14 protein-coding genes are annotated in these 18,728 nt (G+C 55.5%); 5 read left to right on the top strand and 9 right to left on the bottom strand.

Features of this window, described 5'->3' with window-relative positions:
- Positions 1 to 8: 8 nt before the first annotated feature.
- Positions 9 to 1,007, bottom strand: a complete 999-nt coding sequence (gene yiaK, locus KGP25_RS01150) for a 3-dehydro-L-gulonate 2-dehydrogenase (RefSeq protein ID WP_048226569.1) — start codon at positions 1,005 to 1,007, stop codon at positions 9 to 11.
- A 224-nt stretch (positions 1,008 to 1,231) separates the two neighbouring features.
- Between yiaK and yiaJ the strand changes: the two genes are divergently transcribed.
- Both yiaJ and KGP25_RS01160 read left to right on the top strand, forming a co-directional pair.
- A complete protein-coding gene (gene yiaJ / locus KGP25_RS01155; protein WP_021242452.1) occupies positions 1,232 to 2,050 on the top strand; it encodes an IclR family transcriptional regulator YiaJ in 819 nt (272 codons plus the stop codon).
- 3 nt (positions 2,051 to 2,053) lie between these two features.
- Positions 2,054 to 2,509, top strand: coding sequence for a 4Fe-4S dicluster domain-containing protein (locus KGP25_RS01160; RefSeq protein ID WP_223539849.1), 456 nt, complete (start codon positions 2,054 to 2,056; stop codon positions 2,507 to 2,509).
- Here the strand turns inward: KGP25_RS01160 and KGP25_RS01165 are convergent.
- From KGP25_RS01165 to KGP25_RS01180, 4 genes are all read right to left on the bottom strand, one after another.
- Positions 2,493 to 4,211, bottom strand: coding sequence for a POTRA domain-containing protein (locus KGP25_RS01165; RefSeq protein ID WP_223539850.1), 1,719 nt, complete (start codon positions 4,209 to 4,211; stop codon positions 2,493 to 2,495). The genes KGP25_RS01160 and KGP25_RS01165 overlap by 17 nt on opposite strands.
- 90 nt (positions 4,212 to 4,301) lie before the next feature.
- Positions 4,302 to 5,510, bottom strand: a complete 1,209-nt coding sequence (locus KGP25_RS01170) for a collagen-like triple helix repeat-containing protein (protein ID WP_072052246.1) — start codon at positions 5,508 to 5,510, stop codon at positions 4,302 to 4,304.
- A 305-nt stretch (positions 5,511 to 5,815) separates the two neighbouring features.
- Positions 5,816 to 7,072 (bottom strand): valine--pyruvate transaminase, encoded by a 1,257-nt coding sequence (gene avtA, locus KGP25_RS01175; RefSeq protein WP_223539851.1) that lies wholly within the window; start codon positions 7,070 to 7,072, stop codon positions 5,816 to 5,818.
- Positions 7,073 to 7,268: 196 nt separating this feature from the next.
- Entirely contained in the window at positions 7,269 to 9,299 is a 2,031-nt protein-coding gene (locus KGP25_RS01180) for an alpha-amylase (RefSeq protein WP_223539852.1), read from the bottom strand.
- Between the two features lie 314 nt (positions 9,300 to 9,613).
- Between KGP25_RS01180 and KGP25_RS01185 the strand changes: the two genes are divergently transcribed.
- A complete protein-coding gene (locus tag KGP25_RS01185; RefSeq protein ID WP_048028064.1) occupies positions 9,614 to 10,438 on the top strand; it encodes a protein bax in 825 nt (274 codons plus the stop codon).
- Positions 10,439 to 10,477: 39 nt separating this feature from the next.
- Here the strand turns inward: KGP25_RS01185 and xylR are convergent, their stop codons facing one another.
- The 4 genes from xylR to xylF all read right to left on the bottom strand — a co-directional run bounded on the left by xylR (position 10,478) and on the right by xylF (position 15,455).
- Positions 10,478 to 11,656: a D-xylose utilization transcriptional activator XylR gene (xylR, locus tag KGP25_RS01190; protein ID WP_021242460.1), complete on the bottom strand. Its 1,179-nt coding sequence runs from the start codon at positions 11,654 to 11,656 to the stop codon at positions 10,478 to 10,480.
- 33 nt (positions 11,657 to 11,689) lie between these two features.
- Positions 11,690 to 12,871, bottom strand: coding sequence for a xylose ABC transporter permease XylH (gene xylH / locus KGP25_RS01195; protein ID WP_045907874.1), 1,182 nt, complete (start codon positions 12,869 to 12,871; stop codon positions 11,690 to 11,692).
- The gene (locus KGP25_RS01200) at positions 12,849 to 14,390 is read right to left on the bottom strand and encodes a xylose ABC transporter ATP-binding protein (protein ID WP_223539853.1); all 1,542 of its coding nucleotides are present in this window, start codon (positions 14,388 to 14,390) and stop codon (positions 12,849 to 12,851) included. Before KGP25_RS01200 ends, xylH begins: the two co-directional genes overlap by 23 nt.
- A 72-nt stretch (positions 14,391 to 14,462) precedes the next feature.
- Positions 14,463 to 15,455, bottom strand: coding sequence for a D-xylose ABC transporter substrate-binding protein (xylF, locus tag KGP25_RS01205; protein ID WP_008502746.1), 993 nt, complete (start codon positions 15,453 to 15,455; stop codon positions 14,463 to 14,465).
- Between the two features lie 371 nt (positions 15,456 to 15,826).
- Here xylF and xylA point away from each other — a divergent pair, with 371 nt between their 5' ends.
- Together xylA and xylB are read left to right on the top strand one after the other, a co-directional pair.
- On the top strand, positions 15,827 to 17,149 hold the full coding sequence (gene xylA / locus KGP25_RS01210) for a xylose isomerase (RefSeq protein WP_086374966.1): 1,323 nt from the start codon (positions 15,827 to 15,829) through the stop codon (positions 17,147 to 17,149).
- 61 nt (positions 17,150 to 17,210) lie between these two features.
- Positions 17,211 to 18,665, top strand: a complete 1,455-nt coding sequence (gene xylB / locus KGP25_RS01215; protein ID WP_223539854.1) for a xylulokinase — start codon at positions 17,211 to 17,213, stop codon at positions 18,663 to 18,665.
- Positions 18,666 to 18,728: the final 63 nt, after the last annotated feature.

An 18,728-nucleotide genomic window follows, 5' to 3' on the forward strand; every position in this document is an offset into this window, starting at 1 on the left:
CCCACTCCTTACAGAGACTGGATTTTCGCCCACACGCTGTCGTCAACCGTGATGCCGTTGCGGCGGTTCTCTTCAAGCAAACGGGTAAATTCATGCCCCGGCAGACGGATGGCGACATTCTCATCCGCGCGTTCGGCGGTGGTGATGAAGTCCATAATGCGCTGCAGTTTGGCATCGCGGGTTGGGCCATCGATCAGACGATCCACCTCAATGGCGATGAAGATCTGCGATACGCCGTACTCGTCGCTGTTGTCCTGGGTCACTTCCGCGACGGAAGATCCGTTTGAGAGCAGGGTGGCGATCATATCGAGGACGATGGATAAGCCGGACCCTTTCCAGTAGCCCATGGGCAGAATACGGCGGTTTTTCTCGATCACGCCCGGCTCTCTGGTGAGGTGACCTTCGTCGTCAAAGCCGCCATCTACCGGCAACGCGCGCCCGGCCAGGCGGTTCACCTCCAGCATGCCGTAGGAGAACATCGACATCGACATGTCGACCATGGTGATAGGGTTCGACGGAATGGCAACGATCAGCGGGTTCGTGCCGATGCAGCACTCTTTTGATCCCCACGCGGGCATCACGGCAATCGAGTTGGTCCAGCAAATGCCGATATAGCCCTTCTCCGCCGCCTGCCAGCCGTAGCTGCCGCCGCGCATCCAGTGGTTCGCGTTACGCAGTGCCACCAGACCAATGCCGTGATCGGACGCCAGCTCGGTGGCGCGATCCATCATCTTCTTCGCCGTCAGGTTGCCAATGGAGCGCTGCGCATCCCACTGTTCGATGGCGCCTAATGTCATCACCCGTTTGGGCTGGGCGTCAGGAATGATATCCCCTGCATCAAGCTGCTGAATAAAGCGTGGGAAGCGGTTCACACCATGCGAATAGACGCCGGATTCCGTGGTGCGGGCAAACATCTCGGCGCAAGCGTCTGCGGTTTCCGCTTTTATGCCGCGATCGAGCAGAACCCGATTGAACGCCGCTTTCAACTCTTCGAAGGTCACTTTCATCCCTGTTCTCCTGTTCTTTTAAGGGCAAGTGTGAGTGCTTTTTTATCGCTAAATTCCACTATGCGAAATCTGATTTCAAATATAGCGATCAAATTTTGTCAGATCAACGACATTCATGTTTTTCAAAATCGATTAAAATCAACTGGTTGTGTTTTTTCTGTTGAGATCGTGAACTGACCCACACTTTGCGCTACCATCAGGTCGCGATGAAAAGGAGCCATGTAATGAGCATGAAAGAGAGCGAAATGACGCAAGAAAAAGAGAGGCCAGCAGGCAGCCAGAGCTTGTTTCGCGGCCTGATGCTGATTGAGATCCTCAGCAACTATCCGAACGGGTGTCCGCTTGCGCATTTATCGGAACTGGCGGGGCTGAACAAGAGCACCGTGCACCGCTTGCTGCAGGGGCTACAGTCGTGCGGGTACGTGACCCCGGCACCCGCCGCGGGAAGCTATCGCCTGACCACCAAATTTATCGCCGTCGGGCAAAAGGCGCTGTCGTCGCTGAATATCATTCACGTGGCCGCTCCGCACCTCGAAGCGCTGAACATTGCGACCGGCGAGACGGTGAACTTCTCCAGCCGGGAAGATGACCACGCCATCCTGATTTATAAGCTCGAACCGACAACCGGTATGCTGCGCACGCGCGCCTATATTGGCCAGCATATGCCGCTTTACTGTTCCGCGATGGGCAAGATCTACATGGCGTTTGGCCATCAGGATTACGTGGCGAGCTACTGGGAAAGCCATCAGGAACAGATCCAACCTTTGACGCGCAACACCATCACTGAACTGAGCGCCATGTATGATGAACTGGCGGAAATTCGCGATCGCAGCATGGCGATGGACAAAGAAGAGAACGAACTGGGCGTCTCCTGTATTGCCGTGCCGGTGTTTGATATTCACGGTCGCGTCCCGTACGCGATCTCTATCTCGCTATCGACGTCGCGCATGAAGCAGGTGGGCGAGAAGAACCTGCTCAAACCGCTGCGCGAAACGGCAGAGGCTATCTCAAAAGAGCTGGGTTTTAACGTACGCGAGGCGTAACAGATGAACCGATTTATCATGGCGGATGCGGAAAAATGCATCGGGTGCCGCACCTGTGAAGTGGCCTGTGCGGTCGCGCATCAGGACGATTTCATCGCGCAGGCTTTTACCTCCCGCCTTCGGGTAGTGAAAGGGGACGACTACACAACGGCGGTGGGGTGTCATCAGTGCGAGGACGCCCCCTGTGCCAACGTCTGCCCAACCCATGCCATCAGCCGTACGGCGGGCGCCTGGCTTGTTGAGCAGACGCGCTGTATTGGCTGCAAGAGCTGTATGGTCGCCTGTCCGTTTGGGGCGATGCAGGTACGGCTGGTGGGAAACAGGGCACAAGCGCTGAAATGTGATTTGTGCCGTCATCGCGAAGGCGGACCGGCCTGCGTGGAGGCCTGTCCAACCCACGCGCTGCGCTGCGTTGATCCTGTCAGTATTCGGGCTGAAAGGCTTACTGCATTTTATTGAAATTCCACGTAAATGTCAGACTGTAGCGCCAGTCTCTGTTGCGACTGTCTGTCGGAACATCCCCTACGGGTCTTGCCGCCTCAACCGTGACGCTATAGTGGCGGGTATCGCCTACCATCACGCCGGCCGCCACTGACCCGAGCCGCTGATGAGGCAAGCCGGAGGTGTTAAACCAGGTTTGCGCGGTATCGGCCAGGATGTAGGGCTGGATTGTGGCAAGCCAGGTACTCTCTTTTCGCATCTGGATATAGCGCAGTTCTACCTGCCCGCCATAGCCGTAATCACCGCTTGCTTCACTGTCCTGGTATCCACGGCCAAACCGCTGGGCACCGAAGCTAACGCGTTCGGGTTCTGGCAACGTGTTATTTGACCAGTCACCCTCCCAGGACGTTGAAAGCCGCCACTTGTCGGCAAACAGCCAGGCTGCGTCCAGATAGCTTTTCGTGAGCGTAAAATTCATATCGGGTCTGGGGGCCGAGACGATATCGGCACCCATCGCATCAATGCCCTGACGCACGTTGAGTCGGCCGCTGATGCTGGCGGTTGTGAACTGATGCGCACCATTAACGCCCACTTCCAGCGCCGGATAACGCGCGTGCTGGTTGACGGAGTCCAGACGATAGGTTTTGCCCTGCAGTCTGGCCTGAAGAGCATAATCATCCTGGCGGTCGGTGTAATCAAAACCGCCGGTCAGATTAATTTGTGATTTTTGCGTCAGCAGCAGGGGATAGCCAAACGTCACGCCACCGTTGTATTGCGTTGTTTTTTGCTTCGAATCGACGCTGATATTATTCGGCAAAGAGAGCAGGGGCGAAAAATCTCGCGGATCTTCGCGGTAATAGCTGCCTTTGAGCTGCATCGTCAGCCCTTCATCGTTTAAAAACTGCTGCCAGTTGAGCCCGACATAGTTTTTTCGCGTGTTGCTATCTAACGGCACAAGCGTGGCCACGCCAAGCTGATCGCCATAACTTGTCATGTTGCTGAGCGTGCCGTTCAGCATCATTAAATCTTGCCCTTTACGGGTATCGATCGTCGAGGCGATATTCCAGCTCCGCTCCTGGTTGCCGGTTATTTGCATTGCCGCCGCGCCATAAATATTGGTTGGCAACCGTGCGTTAGCCGTGACCGGAACGTTCGGGGTGCGCGTCATCAGCTGGCTGTAGCGATCGAACGTATCCTGAGACAGCGGTTTTTCCGCCATGATTTTTTCGGACAAACGTTTAAGACGTTCGGCGATGTGCGGGTTATTACTGGTGATGTCGCTGTGAGCGACATAGCCTTCAACCAGAACAATTTTAATATTTCCCTGCTGGAAATTATTATCGGGCAGCCAGGCATAGGAGAGCGGAAAACCGTCGGCCTTATAGCGCGCCGTAATATCGTTTACCAGCCCGGTGAGCGTTTTTAGCGGCACGGTTTTTCCGGCGTAAGGCCTGAAGGGCTGAAGTAATTCCTGCAAGGGATAACGCGTGCCGCCAATAAACTGAATGTGATTAATGGTAACGGGCGTTTCAGGCGTCAGCGTTGACTGCGGTTTTTCTATTTTGACTTTCGGCTGCGGGACGGCCTCCGTCTGTTCGGGGGCAACGTTACGAGAAACTTGCGCCGGGTTATCAGGGTTAATAATAGAGGGCAGTGTATCGGCGCGGGCCATGCTCAGCACAACCAGCCCCGTCAGCGAAAAAAGGAAGTGGTGTTTCATCGCGCTATCCCTGTTCATCATTCCCGGTTAGGGGGAGTGTCGCTGTATAAAGCGCCCCTGAACCAGGGGCGCAGAATGACAATAAGCAGGTTACTGTTTTGGCGTCAGCAGACCGGTGGTTAACGTGTTGAGTCCGTTAATCGGGTTTGTCGTAGATGTGTTTTGGGTTGTGCCTGCATTGGCCGTTACACCCGCAGTCAGCGTATTGAGGGTGGTATTGACCGTAGTGCTCAGGCTATTGTTTGTGGCTGTCACATTGGCATCGGCCGTCAGAGATCCTGTGCCGCTGCCTCCGGTGGTTGATGTGGGTTTCACTAGCGTACCGCTATCCGTGACCGTCTGGCCTACATTTTGAACGACCTGACCGACACCGCTAAGCCCGCTATTGCTGCTGCTAATGTTGGTCCCCACGCCGCTGACGGTGCCACCCACCTGGGTCAGCAGACCGTTGACAGGTGTGCCGAGACCCGTTGTGGTGCCCACGCTTTGCGTCACGCCTTGTACCCCGCCCAGCGTCTTGTTAGCCAGGGCCGTGGTATCGGTTGTTACCTGAGTGACCGCTGGGCTGCTTACCGTGTTGGTGAGACCCGTGCCGGTGTTACTGACCAGTTGCCCGGTGCTGTTGACCACGCTGCCCGTCAGTCCGGTTACGCCGCTGACCGGTGTTCCGGAAGTGGAGCTCGCCAGGCCCGTGCCTACTGTTGAAACGGTATTGCCAAGGGAGGTGACGGACGTGGTCACGCCTTTAACCGTTGTGCCCACACCGTTCGGGTTGTTTGGATCGCCAACGCCAGTCGTGACGCCTGTCCCCACGGTGGACACGGCACTGCCAACACCGCTGACGGTGGTTGAAACGGTTGACGTGACGGGGTTATTTGTCGGAAGCTGGCTTCCAAGGCCATCCACCGTCGATCCGACGCTGGTTACGGTTTTACCGGCATCACCCAGTATCGTATTTACGCCTGCGGTAGTGGTTCCGCCACCGCCCGTGTTGCCTGTTCCGGTTCCTCCGCTGCCATTGCCTCCTGAGCCCGATCCTGAACCAGAACCCGTTCCGCCACCAGCGCCTGTCCCGGTACCTGAACCCGTCCCGGTACCTGAGCCGTTGCTGCCCGAACCGCCATTGTTCGCGGTCGTGCCACTTCCATCACCTGAGCCGCTGCTGCTTCCCGTCGCAGGGTTATTTTTGGCCGTTGAGTGATGAGAGCCGCCACCGCTTCCACTGCAGGCAGAAAGAGAGAACGCGAGCAGTACCGCAACAGCGATAGCGCTGATGCGACTAACATTATTAGGTAGCATATGAATACTCCACGCAAAAGAACGCCGAGCGGCGTATTAGTGAGTATATGCCCTATTTTTAAATATGCATGAAAGTGGCTCGGGAAGGTATTTCCCTGTGTTGCAGAGGGTTATTTCAAAATAACAATAAGTTAAGATTTTTAATCGATGCTTAATTATTGAGGGGAAAGTTAGTGAGCGTAAATTAAAGGAATATTCCTAAGGAAACTCAAGGGGGATGATAAATAAAACGCTACAGGATATATCCTTAATATAAGATTAAGATCACGGAAAAATAAGGCTCTTCATTTGAAGAGCCTTATTATTTAACAATTGCCTTCGCGCCAGGCTTTTTCGATCTCTTCGGCGAGAATTTTAACACCCGCTTCGATTTTTTCCGGATCGGGGACGTAGTTCATGCGCATGCACTGATGGGTATGCGGCCACGGCTTATCCAGACCTGGGAAGAAATAATCGCCCGGCACCATCAGTACGCCGCGCTTTTTCAGGCGCTGGTAAAGCAGTTCGGTGGTGATAGGTAAATCCTTAAACCACAGCCACAGGAAAATCGCCCCTTCCGGTTTGTGGATAAGACAGCGTTCTTCCGGCAAATAGCGACGAAGGGTCGCGATCGTCTCCTGAACGCGCTGGTAGTAGAAAGGCTTGATCACGTTATTCGACAGACGCAACAGGTCCTTGCGTTTGATCATTTCGCACATCATCGCCGGGCCAATGCCGCCCGGAGAAAGGCTAATAATGCCGTTCATATTGGTGATGGCGGTGATGATTTTCTCATTAGCGATGATGATGCCGCAGCGGCTGCCTGGCAGACCCAGCTTAGAGAGGCTCATGCACAGGACAATATTCGGGTTCCACAGCGGACGTGCTTCGCTGAAGATAATGCCCGGGAACGGTACACCGTAGGCGTTATCGATCACCAGCGGGATGCCGTGCTGATTTGCCAGCGCATCCAGCTTCATCAGTTCGTCATCGGTGATCACGTTGCCCGTTGGGTTAGTCGGGCGCGATACGCAGATCATGCCCGTCTCTTCGCCAATATGCAGGTGTTCAAAATCGACGTGATATTTGAACTGGCCTTCCGGCAGCAGCTCAATGTTCGGGCGCGCGGAGACGAACAGATCCTCTTCCAGGCCGGAATCAGCGTAGCCGATATACTCCGGTGCCAGCGGGAACAGCACTTTTTTGGTGGTGCCGTCGGCGCGACGTCCTGCGAACAGGTTAAACAAGTAGAAAAACGCGCTCTGGCTGCCGTTTGTCAGTGCAATATTCTGTGGTTCGATATCCCAGCCCAGCTCGTCACGCAGCATTTCGGCGAGGAGTGCCAGCAGTTCGGTTTTACCCTGCGGGCCGTCGTAATTGCAAAGCGCATCGGTTGCTTTGCCGCTTTCCAGCATCTGAGCGAGCAGGGTCTGGAAATAGGTATTCATCTCCGGGATTTGAGCCGGATTTCCGCCGCCGAGCATGATTGCGCCCGGTGTGCGCAGCCCGTCGTTGAGGTCCTCCATCAGGCGAGTAATGCCTGAATGGCGGGTAAATTTGTCGCCGAAAAGTGAAAACGTCATAGCAGGTGATCTGTCGAGCTTATTTAGAAAGTGGGTAACCATAACGCTAGCACCGTGTTGGTGCAAATCGGGTGGTGTGGTCGGATTTGTTGTTTTATAGGGCAGTAATGGGCTTGTGTAGTGAATAGTTCTGGTGGAATTCCCCTCACCCCGCCCCTCTCCCCTCAGGGCAGAAGGTTAGGGTGAGGGGTTTGATCTATTGATTACCCGCCCATACCACCATCACCTTATCGCCCTTGTGCTCGCGCACGAAGCCATACCCCTCTTTCAGCGACAGCGTGGTTTGTTTGCCTTCACCAATCGCCGGGTGACGGGCGCGGAACTGACCCAGCGTTTGCCAGTGGGCGACGGTTAAGGCCTGCTTGCCCGTGACGTCCTGCCAGTTCATATCCGAGCGGGTGCCCTGCAGCGGGTCGGAGCCTGTCGGCCCGAATGGACGCTCGGACTCATCCCCGTAATAGATTTGCACGCTGCCCGGTGCCAGCAGAAGCAACTCCGCCGCGCGCGGGCCCCCTTCGCGGAACAGGCGCGTATCATGGGATGAGAGGTAGCTCAGCACGTTGAAGCTTTGCAGCTTCTCCGCCATCTGCTGCCAGGTGAGATCCATATCGGCCAGACAATCCGCCGCTTTTGCCGCCTGCTCCTGATAATCAAAGTTAATCATCGCGTCAAAACCGTGGCGGTAATAATCGCTCTGCATGACGCCGTGGCCCCAGGATTCCCCGGTCATCCAGAACGGTGCATTATCGAGCTTTTTATCCGGGTGAGCGCCTTTCCAGGCGGCCAGCGCCTGGCTTGCCTGGTCTTTCAGCTGTTGCCAGGCCGCAAGCTCAACGTGTTTCGCGGTATCCACCCGGAAACCGTCGATGCCGTAGTCACGTACCCACTGGCTGAGCCAGTGGGTCAGGTAGTCGCGCGGGGTATAGCCCGGAATCGCTTTCGCGTGGGTATCGGCCTTGTGTTGATAGAAATTGGGTAACCCGGAAGGGACGGTGGATTCCGTTTTCAGGTCTGGCAGGAACGCCAGCGACATCGTTAAATCGTCGAAGCCGGGATTATCGTAATCACCGATGTCGGTACGGATCCATTTCTTGCCCCACCATTTTTCCCATGCGGCCTTGTCGCTGAAGTTGATGTAGTCGTTGAAGCTATGCCAGGTCTGGCCTGCGCCAGGCGTCCAGTCCGTCCAGCGTTCTCCCAGCGTCTTTTTCAGTTCATCACCCTGAAGGTACAGGGCACCAAACTGAAATTCCTGCATGTCTGCCAGCGTGGCATAGCCAACGTGGTTCATGACGATATCAAACAGGATGCGAATGCCGCGCTTATGCGCCTCATCAACAAGCTGACGCAGGTCATCCTCGGTACCCATGTTGGCATCGAGCGTTGTCCAGTCCTGGGTGTAGTAGCCGTGGTAGGCATAATGCGGGAAATCACCTTTGGTCCCGCCGCCTACCCAGCCGTGGATCTGCTCAAGCGGGGAGCTTATCCAGAGCGCATTCACCTCCAGCTGCTGCAGGTAATCGAGCTTGCTGGTCAGCCCCTTCAGATCGCCACCGTGGAACGTGCCAATCTCCTGCATGCCGTCTTTATGGCGGCCATAGCTGTTGTCGTTGCTCGGGTCGCCATTCACATAGCGGTCGGTCAGTACAAAATAGACGGTGGCGTTTTGCCAGCTAAACGGTGCCGGCTTGTCGGTTTCGGCGCGCTCAAGCAGCAGCAGGCCGTTACTGTTGGCGGCTGGCTGCAGGGTGATTTTCCCATCTTGTACGGTCGCCGTCTGTTTACTGTAGTAGTCGCGCACGACGGAGCCTTCCGGGAAGGTATGGCTGACGTCCAGCGTCAGCGGCTTACCGTCCCACTTTGGACACTGGCGGATAACGTTGGTCACCGGCTGTTCTGTCGCGCTCTGAACCGCCAGCAGCAGGGTGGGCGTGCCGGATCGGGTATCAATCCGCATCTGATATTCACCGTCGCGGAAAAGGCGCCACTGCGGCGGAGCGCCGTCACAGGGCTTGAGCGAAAGCATCTCATTGAGTTTTATCGCGCCTGTGGGCTGCCAGCACGTCTTGTCAAAACTCAGCGTAAGAGGACGCGTACCCTTCGCAAGCTTTGCCTGGCTGGTGAAAATCCCGGTGCCCTCGGCGCGAAATGCGCCAAACCCCGGCGATGACCAGTCGGCATGTGCCAGTGCGGGTAACATCAGAAAGGCTATTGCGGTGCGTTTCATTCCTGGTTCCTGTCGCGGATTTTTTGACCAGTGTGCCAGCAGGCGGGCGGGAAAAACTCATCCCCTGTCGCTTTCTGCCAGGAGGATGCGTGAGGATGAGTGATCTTGCGCAAAATTAGGCAGTTATCTGCGATAACGCACACATTTTTCCGGAAATGATGTTTTTATGAGCAAGTTTCAGGTGACATAGTTTCGGAATTGGACTATTTCTATACGTGCTCTTGAAGTCTATTTTTGATATGATTTGAGATTCCGCTCTCAAATTTGTGAAAAAAATAAGGTGTTAGGATGATTACATCCGACCAGGAGACCTAATGATATCGACTCCCATTCGACGATATGGGGCTGCGATACTCATGTTACTCACCACGGCATTTTCGGGTGAGGTGCTTGCGAAGACGCACACGGATACAACGAGTAAGAAAGCCCACGTAATAAAGACGACAAGTAGTAAGGTTAGCAGTAAACAAGAGTATTCTCGCAATAGTGCAAAGAGTAGTTCACTTCCTGATTTGCGAAAATACCCTTCCGGAACACCAAGGAAAAAAGCGTTTCTCCGGACGGTAATGCCTTACATCACGAGTCAAAATGCCGCGATTACTGCGGATCGTAACTGGCTGATTTCCAAACAGTACGATAGCCGCTGGTCGCCATCAGAGCGCGCGCGTCTGAAAGATATCACGAAGCGCTACAAGCTGAGCTGGAACGGTAACACGCGTCGTGTACCGTGGAATGCTCTCCTTGAGCGTGTGGATATCATCCCGGGCAGCATGGTTGCGACCATGGCTGCAGCCGAAAGCGGCTGGGGAACGTCTAAGCTTGCGCGTAATAACAACAACCTTTTCGGCATGAAATGCGTGAAAGGCCGTTGTACGAATGCGCCCGGCAAGGTGAAAGGCTATTCGCAGTTTGAATCCGTGAAAGATTCCGTGAACGCCTATGTGGTGAATCTGAACACGCACCCGGCCTACTCATCGTTCCGTAAATCACGCGCTCAGCTGCGTAAAGCGGACCAGGAAGTGACGGCCAGTACGATGATCCACAAGCTGAAAGGGTATTCGACGAAGGGACAGAGCTATAACAACTATCTGTTCGCTATGTACCAGGATAACCAGCGCTTAATCGCCGCCCATATGTAATCTCAAAAAAACGCCTTCCACTGGAAGGCGTTTTCTTTTCTAGATCAGCACCTCGCTGTGGCGATCCCGATACTCCTTCGGCGTGGTGTCATACTCTTTGCGGAACACCGAATAAAAATATTGCAGCGACGGGTAACCGCACATCTGCGAAATTTCGTTGATCGACAGCGACGTGGAGATGAGCAGGCTGCGTGCTTTCTCCAGCTTTTCAGCATGGATAACGGCATGAATGGTTTCGCCCACCTCTTCTTTAAAACGCTTCTCCAGATTCGAACGCGAAATGCCCACCGAATCCAGTACCTGATCGACCTTAATCCCTTTGCAGGCGTGGTTGCGAATATAGTGCATGGCCTGAATGACGGCCGGGTCGCTTAAGGAGCGATAATCGGTCGAGCGACGTTCTACGACGCGAACCGGTGGCACCAGCAGGCGCTGAAGCGGCAGAGATTCTTTATCCAGCAGACGGTGCAGCAGCTTCGCCGCCTGATAGCCCATCTGACGCGTGCCCTGGGCAACGGAGGAGAGCGCCACGCGGGACAGGTAGCGGGTAAGCTCTTCGTTATCGATGCCAATCACGCACAGTTTTTCGGGCACCGGAATGTGTAAGTGTTCGCAGACCTGCAGCACGTGCCGCGCGCGGGCGTCCGTCACGGCAATAATGCCGGTTTGCGGCGGCAGCGTTTGCAGCCAGTCAGCGAGACGGTTCTGCGCGTGCTGCCAGTTTTCCGGGGCGGTTTCCAGCCCCTGATAGACCACGCCGCGATACTTCTCCTGTGCGACCAACTGGCAAAACGCGTGCTCACGCTCTACGGCCCAGCGCTTGCCACTGGTGGCGGGTAAACCATAAAACGCGAAGCGATGGACGCCTTTCTCTTTTAAATGGAGAAACGCGGCCTCGACCAGGGCATGGTTGTCGGTGGCGATATAGTGAACCGGCGGATAGTGTTCGGGCGAATGGTAGGAGCCGCCGACGCCCACGATTGGAACGTCGACGTCGGTCAGCAGTTGCTCAATGACGGGGTCGTCATAGTCGGCGATAACGCCATCGCCCAGCCAGTCTTTGATGTTCTCCAGACGGGTGCGAAAATCTTCCTCAATAAAGATATCCCACTCGGATTGCGACGCCTGCAAATATTCACCCACGCCTTCTACCACCTGACGGTCGTAGGCTTTGTTGGCATTGAATAACAACGTAATGCGGTGACGCTTTTCAAACATGGCTCACTTCCCAATTAAGTCACAATACCGTTATCAGGCCCGTCGCTTGGTGGCCGAGTCCATCCAGACTGCCAGTAAAAGAATGGCCCCCTTGACGATATACTGCCAAAACGTCGGGACGTCCATCATACTCATCCCGTTATCCAACGACGCCATGATAAATGCCCCCATCACCGCGCCCGCGACGCTGCCGATACCCCCTGCGAGGCTGGTGCCGCCAATAACGCAGGCGGCGATAGCATCCAGCTCGGCGATGTTACCGGCGGAGGGTGAACCCGCCCCCAGACGCGAGCTGAGGATCAACCCGGCGATGGCGACCATCAGGCCGTTAATGGCGAAGACCGCGAGTTTGGTGCGTTCAACGTTAATGCCCGAGAGGCGGGCAGCCTCAAGGTTGCCGCCGATGGCATAAATACGGCGGCCAAACGCGGTGCGCGTGGCCATAAACATGCCGCCCAGCAGTAAAAGCGTCAGCAGCAGCACGGGGGTCGGAACACCGCGATAGTCGTTTAAAAGCCAGATGGCGCCCAGCACAATGACGGCCGTGAGCGCCTGACGTCCCACCACCGACGTGGATGCTGGCGACGCCAGCCCCAGCGCCTGACGACGCATGCGTCCACGCCACTGCCATGCAACAAACGCCAGCAATCCCGCCACGCCGATGGTAAAGCCCACGCCATCCGGGAGGTAGCTCTGACCAATCTGCGACATGGCCGCACTGGTAGGGGAGACGGTGGTGCCGTTAGTAATGCCGATTAAGATCCCACGGAAGGCCAGCATCCCCGCCAGGGTGACAATGAACGACGGCACTTTACGGTAGGCTACCCACCAGCCGTTCCAGGCCCCCAGTACCAGCCCCAATACCAGCGTGACCGCCACGGTCAGCGGCAGCGGCCAGCCGAGCCATACGTCAAAAATCGCCGCCACACCGCCGAGGAGCCCCATCATTGAACCGACCGACAGATCGATTTCCGCGGAGATAATCACGAACACCATGCCGACGGCCAGAATGCCGGTGATAGCGGTCTGGCGGAGCAGGTTAGAGACGTTACGCGCGCTGAGGTACGAACCATCGGTCATCCAGGTAAAGAAGAGCATGATGACGATAATCGCCGCGATCATCACGAAAACCTGTAGGTTCAGCGCTTTTAGCCCTGCGAACGCACCGGGCGTCGGAACGGCGACTTTGATATCAGACGGGTTGCTTTTCGACATGACGTTCGCTCCTTAAAGCGGCTTCCATCACCTGCTCCTGCGTCAGGTTCTGGTTAATCAGGTTGGCTTTCAGTTTTCCCTCGTGCATGACCAGTACACGGTCGCTCAGGCCGAGCACTTCGGGTAACTCAGACGAAATGACAATGACGGCAATCCCTTGCTGTACAAGCTGATTAATCAGTTTGTAGATTTCATATTTGGCACCGATATCAATTCCGCGCGTCGGCTCATCAAGGATTAATATGCGTGGATTGAGAAGCAGGCAGCGCGCCAGAATCGCCTTCTGCTGGTTGCCGCCGCTCAGGCGGCCAATGGCCAGTTCCGGTGAGGAGGTTTTGACCTTCAATCGGGCGAGTGAATGAAGGATGCACTGCTGCTCGGCGGCATCGTCCAGGCTGCTCAGCGCGCCGGAGAAGCGATCGAGCGCCGCCAGCGTAATGTTTTTCCCCACCGCCATAACCGGCACGATGCCGTCTTTTTTGCGGTCTTCCGGCACCATGGCAATGCCGCGGGCGATCGCCTGCTGGCAGTTGTCGATTTTCACCGGCTGGCCGTCGATATAAATCGTGCCCTCCCAGCGCCCCGGCCACACGCCAAACAGACACTGTACGGCCTCCGTGCGCCCGGCGCCGACTAACCCGGCGATACCGAGGATTTCGCCGCTGTGCAGAGAAAACGAGATGTTATTCACACGCTTGATGTGGCGGTTAACGGGGTGCCACGCGGTCAGATTTTCCACGCGCAACACTTCATCACCTTTGGTGTGAGGCTCATTCGGGTAGAGCGCCGTCAGCTCGCGTCCTACCATCATGGTGATGATGTCATCCTCACTCATGCCCGCGGCTTCACGCGTGCCGATGTGCTGCCCGTCGCGGATCACGCAGATGGTGTCCGAAATGGCTTTAACCTCGTTCAGCTTGTGCGAAATGTAGATGCAGGCGATGCCGTGATTTTGCAGATCGCGAATGATATCGAGCAGTACCGCAGTTTCCTGTTCGGTGAGCGAGGCCGTGGGCTCATCAAGGATCAGCAGCCTGACCTGTTTATTGAGCGCTTTAGCGATTTCCACCAGCTGCTGTTGCCCCAGTCCCAGGTCGCCCACGCGGGTATCCGGTGAAATGCTGAGACTCACCTGCGCGAGCAGCTTTTCACAACGTAGCGTCATGGTGTCGTAATCCAGCACGCCGTGGCGGGAAATTTCGGCCCCAAGGAAAATGTTCTCCAGCACGGTGAGATGCTTCACCAGCGCCAGTTCCTGGTGGATGATGGCGATGCCTTTACGTTCGGTATCACGAATGTGAGTCGCCTGGATAACTTCGCCAGCAAAAACGATTTCGCCTTCGTAACTGCCATACGGGTAGATCCCGCACAACACTTTCATCAACGTTGACTTGCCTGAGCCGTTCTCGCCACACAGCGAAACGACTTCGCCGGGGTTCAACCGGAGACTGACGTTATCGACGGCTTTCACCGTGCCGAAGCGCTTGGTGATGCTTTTCATTTCAAGTAAATAAGGCATAACTGCTCCACATAAACCGAGGGAAGAACAGTACAACGTGATGCGCCCCTGCAAAGCAGGGGCCGCGCCGGATTACAGTTCGCTCTTCTTGTGGAAGCCGTCTTTAATGACGGTGGCGTCAATGTTCTCTTTATTGACTTCAATAGGGGTGAGCAGGCGAGCCGGAACGTCTTTCAGCCCGTTATTCAGCGTTGCGTCTGCTTTAGGTTGCTTGCCATTGCCCAGTTCCACGGCGATTTCCGCCGCCGTATTGGCAAGCTCGGTAATCGGTTTGTAGACCGTCATGGTTTGGGTGCCTGCGATAATGCGTTTTACGCCAGCCAGATCGGCGTCCTGTCCAGAAATGGCGACTTTACCCGCCAGCCCCTGGGCGCTTAATGCCTGAATCGCACCGCCAGCGGTGGCATCGTTGGAGGCCACAACCGCATCAATTTTGTTGTTGTTGGCCGTCAGCGCATTTTCCATAATCTTCAGCGCGTTTTCTGGCAGCCAGCCGTCGGCCCATTGATCGCCAACCACTTTAATTTTCCCGTTGTCGATGTACGGTTTAAGGACCTTCATTTGCCCTTCGCGGAACAGCTTGGCGTTGTTATCCACCGGAGAGCCGCCCATCAGGAAATAATTGCCCTGAGGCACTTTGTCGATCAGGCTTTGTGCCTGTAATTCGCCGACTTTTTCATTATCGAACGAAATATAATAATCAATGTCCGCATTATTAATCATGCGGTCATAAGCCAGCACTTTTATGCCTTCTTGTTTGGCTTCTTTCACCACGTTACTTAATACCTGGCCGTTATAGGGGATAATGACCAGCACATCGACGCCACGGTTAATCATATTCTCGATCTGCGACATTTGCGTTTCTTCGTTGCCGTTAGCCGACTGAACAAACACGTTTGCGCCGAGGGATTCCGCTTTTTTTACAAAAATATCGCGATCTTTTTGCCAGCGCTCCAGGCGCAGGTCGTCAATCGCCATGCCAATTTTGACCTCTTTGGCATGACCGGCAAAACTGGCAAGCAGGAGCGTAGTGCAGAGCGTTAGGGTCAGGTTCTTTATCTTCATAATTATTAGGCCTTTTTGTAGGGGTATGTGTTGCTGAGATAAAAGAAACATTCACTGCTGAGACGCAGCAAATTTTTAACGCGGAAAGGCGGGCTGGCAATTACAGATTTTTATCTTCTCATTACGATATTTGGTTTATTTCTGAATTTATGACCGCGATCGGATTTTAAAATACGTAACGTCTTAATTACATTTGATTCTGGAATCCGCGCCGAAAAATAGTTTGTCTGCGCATTATTTTGCGAGCCAGCGCACAGTTGTGCATTCTCTCAATAGCAGTGTGAAATAACGTAATTGAGCAACCCAAAATGTCTATTCACTATTACTCCTGTATCAACGACTCGCCGCATACCCTGATTATGGAGCTCAATATGCAAGCTTATTTCGACCAACTCGATCGTGTTCGTTACGAAGGCCCGAAAACGACCAATCCTTTAGCATTTCGTCACTACAACCCGGATGAGCTGGTGCTGGGTAAGCGCATGGAAGATCATCTGCGCTTTGCCGCCTGTTACTGGCATACCTTCTGCTGGAACGGTGCCGATATGTTCGGCGTGGGATCCTTTGACCGCCCATGGCAGCAGCCGGGTGAGGCCATCGAACTGGCAAAGCGCAAAGCCGATGTGGCGTTTGAGTTCTTCCACAAGCTGAACGTGCCGTACTACTGCTTCCATGACGTCGACGTGTCACCGGAAGGCGCATCGCTGAAAGAGTATCTGAACAACTTTGCGCAGATGGTGGATGTACTGGCTGCAAAACAGCAGCAAAGCGGCGTGAAGCTGCTCTGGGGCACAGCAAACTGCTTCACTAACCCACGCTACGGCGCGGGTGCGGCAACCAACCCGGATCCGGAAGTGTTTAGCTGGGCGGCCACGCAGGTGGTGACGGCAATGAATGCCACGCATCAGCTGGGCGGCGAAAACTATGTCCTCTGGGGTGGCCGTGAAGGATATGAAACGCTGCTGAACACCGACCTGCGTCAGGAGCGCGAGCAGATTGGCCGCTTTATGCAGATGGTTGTCGACCATAAGCACAAAATCGGCTTCCGCGGCACGCTGCTGATCGAGCCGAAACCGCAGGAACCGACCAAGCACCAGTATGACTACGACGTGGCGACGGTGTATGGCTTCCTGAAGCAGTTCGGTCTGGAAAAAGAGATTAAAGTGAACATTGAAGCCAACCACGCCACGCTGGCGGGCCACTCTTTCCACCATGAGATCGCGTCTGCGATTGCGCTGGGCATCTTTGGCTCGGTCGATGCTAACCGCGGCGACGCGCAGCTGGGCTGGGACACAGACCAGTTCCCGAACAGCGTGGAAGAGAATGCGCTGGTGATGTACGAAATCATCAAAGCGGGTGGTTTCACTACCGGCGGCCTGAACTTTGACGCCAAAGTGCGTCGCCAGAGCACCGACAAATACGATCTGTTCTACGGCCACATTGGCGCGATGGACACCATGGCGCTGGCGCTGAAAGTGGCGGCACGTATGATTGAAGACGGCGAGCTCGATAAACGCGTGGCGAAGCGTTACAGCGGCTGGAACAGTGAGCTGGGCCAGCAAATTTTGAAAGGTCAGTTATCACTTGCGGACATCGCGAAGTACGCTGAACAACATCAGCTGGCACCGCAGCACCAGAGCGGGCACCAGGAGCTGTTGGAAAATCTGGTCAATCACTACCTGTTCGATAAATAACAGCACGTAGGCCCGGTAAGCGTTAGCGCCACCGGGCATTTCTGTTAAAGGAGTCACCGTAATGTATATCGGGATCGATCTTGGCACATCGGGTGTGAAAGCCATCCTGTTAAGCGAACAGGGCGAGGTGTTAGCAACGCAGACGGAAAAGCTGCAGGTTTCACGTCCGCATCCGCTGTGGTCGGAACAGGACTCGGAGCAGTGGTGGCAGGCAACGGATCGTGCAATCAAGGCGTTAGGTGAACAGCATTCTCTGCGTGATGTGAAAGCGTTGGGGATTGCCGGGCAAATGCACGGTGCAACCTTGCTGGACAGCGAGCATCGCGTGTTGCGACCCGCCATTCTCTGGAACGATGGCCGCTGTGCAGAAGAGTGCGCGCTTCTTGAGGCGCGTGTACCCACGTCTCGTGAGATCACCGGCAACCTGATGATGCCCGGCTTTACCGCCCCCAAGCTGCTGTGGGTGCAGCGACACGAGCCGGATATTTTCCGGCAGGTGGCGAAAGTCCTGCTACCGAAAGACTATCTGCGCTTTCGTATGACGGGCGATTTTGCTTCCGACATGTCCGATGCCGCCGGCACGATGTGGCTCGACGTGGCGAAACGTGACTGGAGCGAGGCGATGCTGGATGCCTGCCACCTGACCCGTGAACACATGCCCGCGCTGTTCGAAGGTAGCGAGGTAACAGGCACACTGCTGCCAGACGTTGCGGAACGCTGGAATATGCCTGCTGTACCGGTGGTTGCCGGGGGCGGTGACAACGCTGCGGGTGCCGTGGGCGTCGGCATGGTTGAGGCAGGGCAGGCGATGCTGTCTCTGGGAACCTCTGGCGTCTATTTTGCCGTCAGCGACGGCTATCGCAGTAATCCCGAAAGCGCTGTGCACAGTTTCTGTCATGCGCTTCCGGGAAAATGGCATTTGATGTCGGTGATGCTGAGTGCAGCGTCGTGCCTGGACTGGGCGGCGAAGCTGACCGGGATGGCTGATGTTCCTGCGTTGATTGCCGCAGCACAGCAGGCGGATGACGCTGCGGGTGCCGTCTGGTTTTTACCGTATCTTTCTGGAGAACGTACGCCGCACAACAACCCGGAAGCGAAAGGGGTATTCTTTGGCTTAACCCATCAGCATGGCCCGGCAGAACTGGCGCGTGCGGTTCTGGAAGGGGTGGGGTATGCGCTGGCCGACGGGATGGACGTGGTCCATGACTGCGGCCTGAAACCCGCAAGCGTCACCCTGATTGGCGGCGGTGCGCGAAGCCCTTACTGGCGACAAATGCTGTCGGATATCAGCGGGTTGCAGCTGGATTTTCGTACGGGAGGGGATGTTGGCCCCGCGCTCGGCGCCGCGCGTCTGGCGCAGATAGCCATTCATCCGGAACAACCGCTTTCGCAACTGCTGCCGCAGCTTACCCTTGAGCAGGCGCATTTCCCTGACGCGGCAAACCATGCGCGGTACGCGGAAAGGCGCGCGGTATTCCGTAAAATCTATCAGCAGCTGCTGCCGCTGATGTCGTAAACACGCTTGTCCGACCGCGGCACGAGGATGTCCTTTTTTGGTCTGTGCGTGCCTTTATTTCCT

The sequence above is a fragment of the Enterobacter sp. JBIWA003 genome (assembly GCF_019968825.1).
GTDB lineage: Bacteria > Pseudomonadota > Gammaproteobacteria > Enterobacterales > Enterobacteriaceae > Enterobacter > Enterobacter quasiroggenkampii.

Bases quoted from the DNA above. Each gene is read 5' to 3' on its own strand.
- yiaJ (WP_021242452.1), top strand. From the start codon at position 1,232: ATGAGCATGAAAGAGAGCGAAATGACGCAAGAAAAAGAGAGGCCAGCA.
- xylF (WP_008502746.1), bottom strand. From the start codon at position 15,455: ATGAAGATAAAGAACCTGACCCTAACGCTCTGCACTACGCTCCTGCTT.
- yiaK (WP_048226569.1), bottom strand. From the start codon at position 1,007: ATGAAAGTGACCTTCGAAGAGTTGAAAGCGGCGTTCAATCGGGTTCTG.
- xylB (WP_223539854.1), top strand. From the start codon at position 17,211: ATGTATATCGGGATCGATCTTGGCACATCGGGTGTGAAAGCCATCCTG.
- KGP25_RS01160 (WP_223539849.1), top strand. From the start codon at position 2,054: ATGAACCGATTTATCATGGCGGATGCGGAAAAATGCATCGGGTGCCGC.
- xylR (WP_021242460.1), bottom strand. From the start codon at position 11,656: ATGTTTGAAAAGCGTCACCGCATTACGTTGTTATTCAATGCCAACAAA.
- KGP25_RS01200 (WP_223539853.1), bottom strand. From the start codon at position 14,390: ATGCCTTATTTACTTGAAATGAAAAGCATCACCAAGCGCTTCGGCACG.
- KGP25_RS01165 (WP_223539850.1), bottom strand. From the start codon at position 4,211: ATGAAACACCACTTCCTTTTTTCGCTGACGGGGCTGGTTGTGCTGAGC.
- xylH (WP_045907874.1), bottom strand. From the start codon at position 12,871: ATGTCGAAAAGCAACCCGTCTGATATCAAAGTCGCCGTTCCGACGCCC.
- xylA (WP_086374966.1), top strand. From the start codon at position 15,827: ATGCAAGCTTATTTCGACCAACTCGATCGTGTTCGTTACGAAGGCCCG.
- KGP25_RS01185 (WP_048028064.1), top strand. From the start codon at position 9,614: ATGATATCGACTCCCATTCGACGATATGGGGCTGCGATACTCATGTTA.
- KGP25_RS01180 (WP_223539852.1), bottom strand. From the start codon at position 9,299: ATGAAACGCACCGCAATAGCCTTTCTGATGTTACCCGCACTGGCACAT.
- avtA (WP_223539851.1), bottom strand. From the start codon at position 7,072: ATGACGTTTTCACTTTTCGGCGACAAATTTACCCGCCATTCAGGCATT.
- KGP25_RS01170 (WP_072052246.1), bottom strand. From the start codon at position 5,510: ATGCTACCTAATAATGTTAGTCGCATCAGCGCTATCGCTGTTGCGGTA.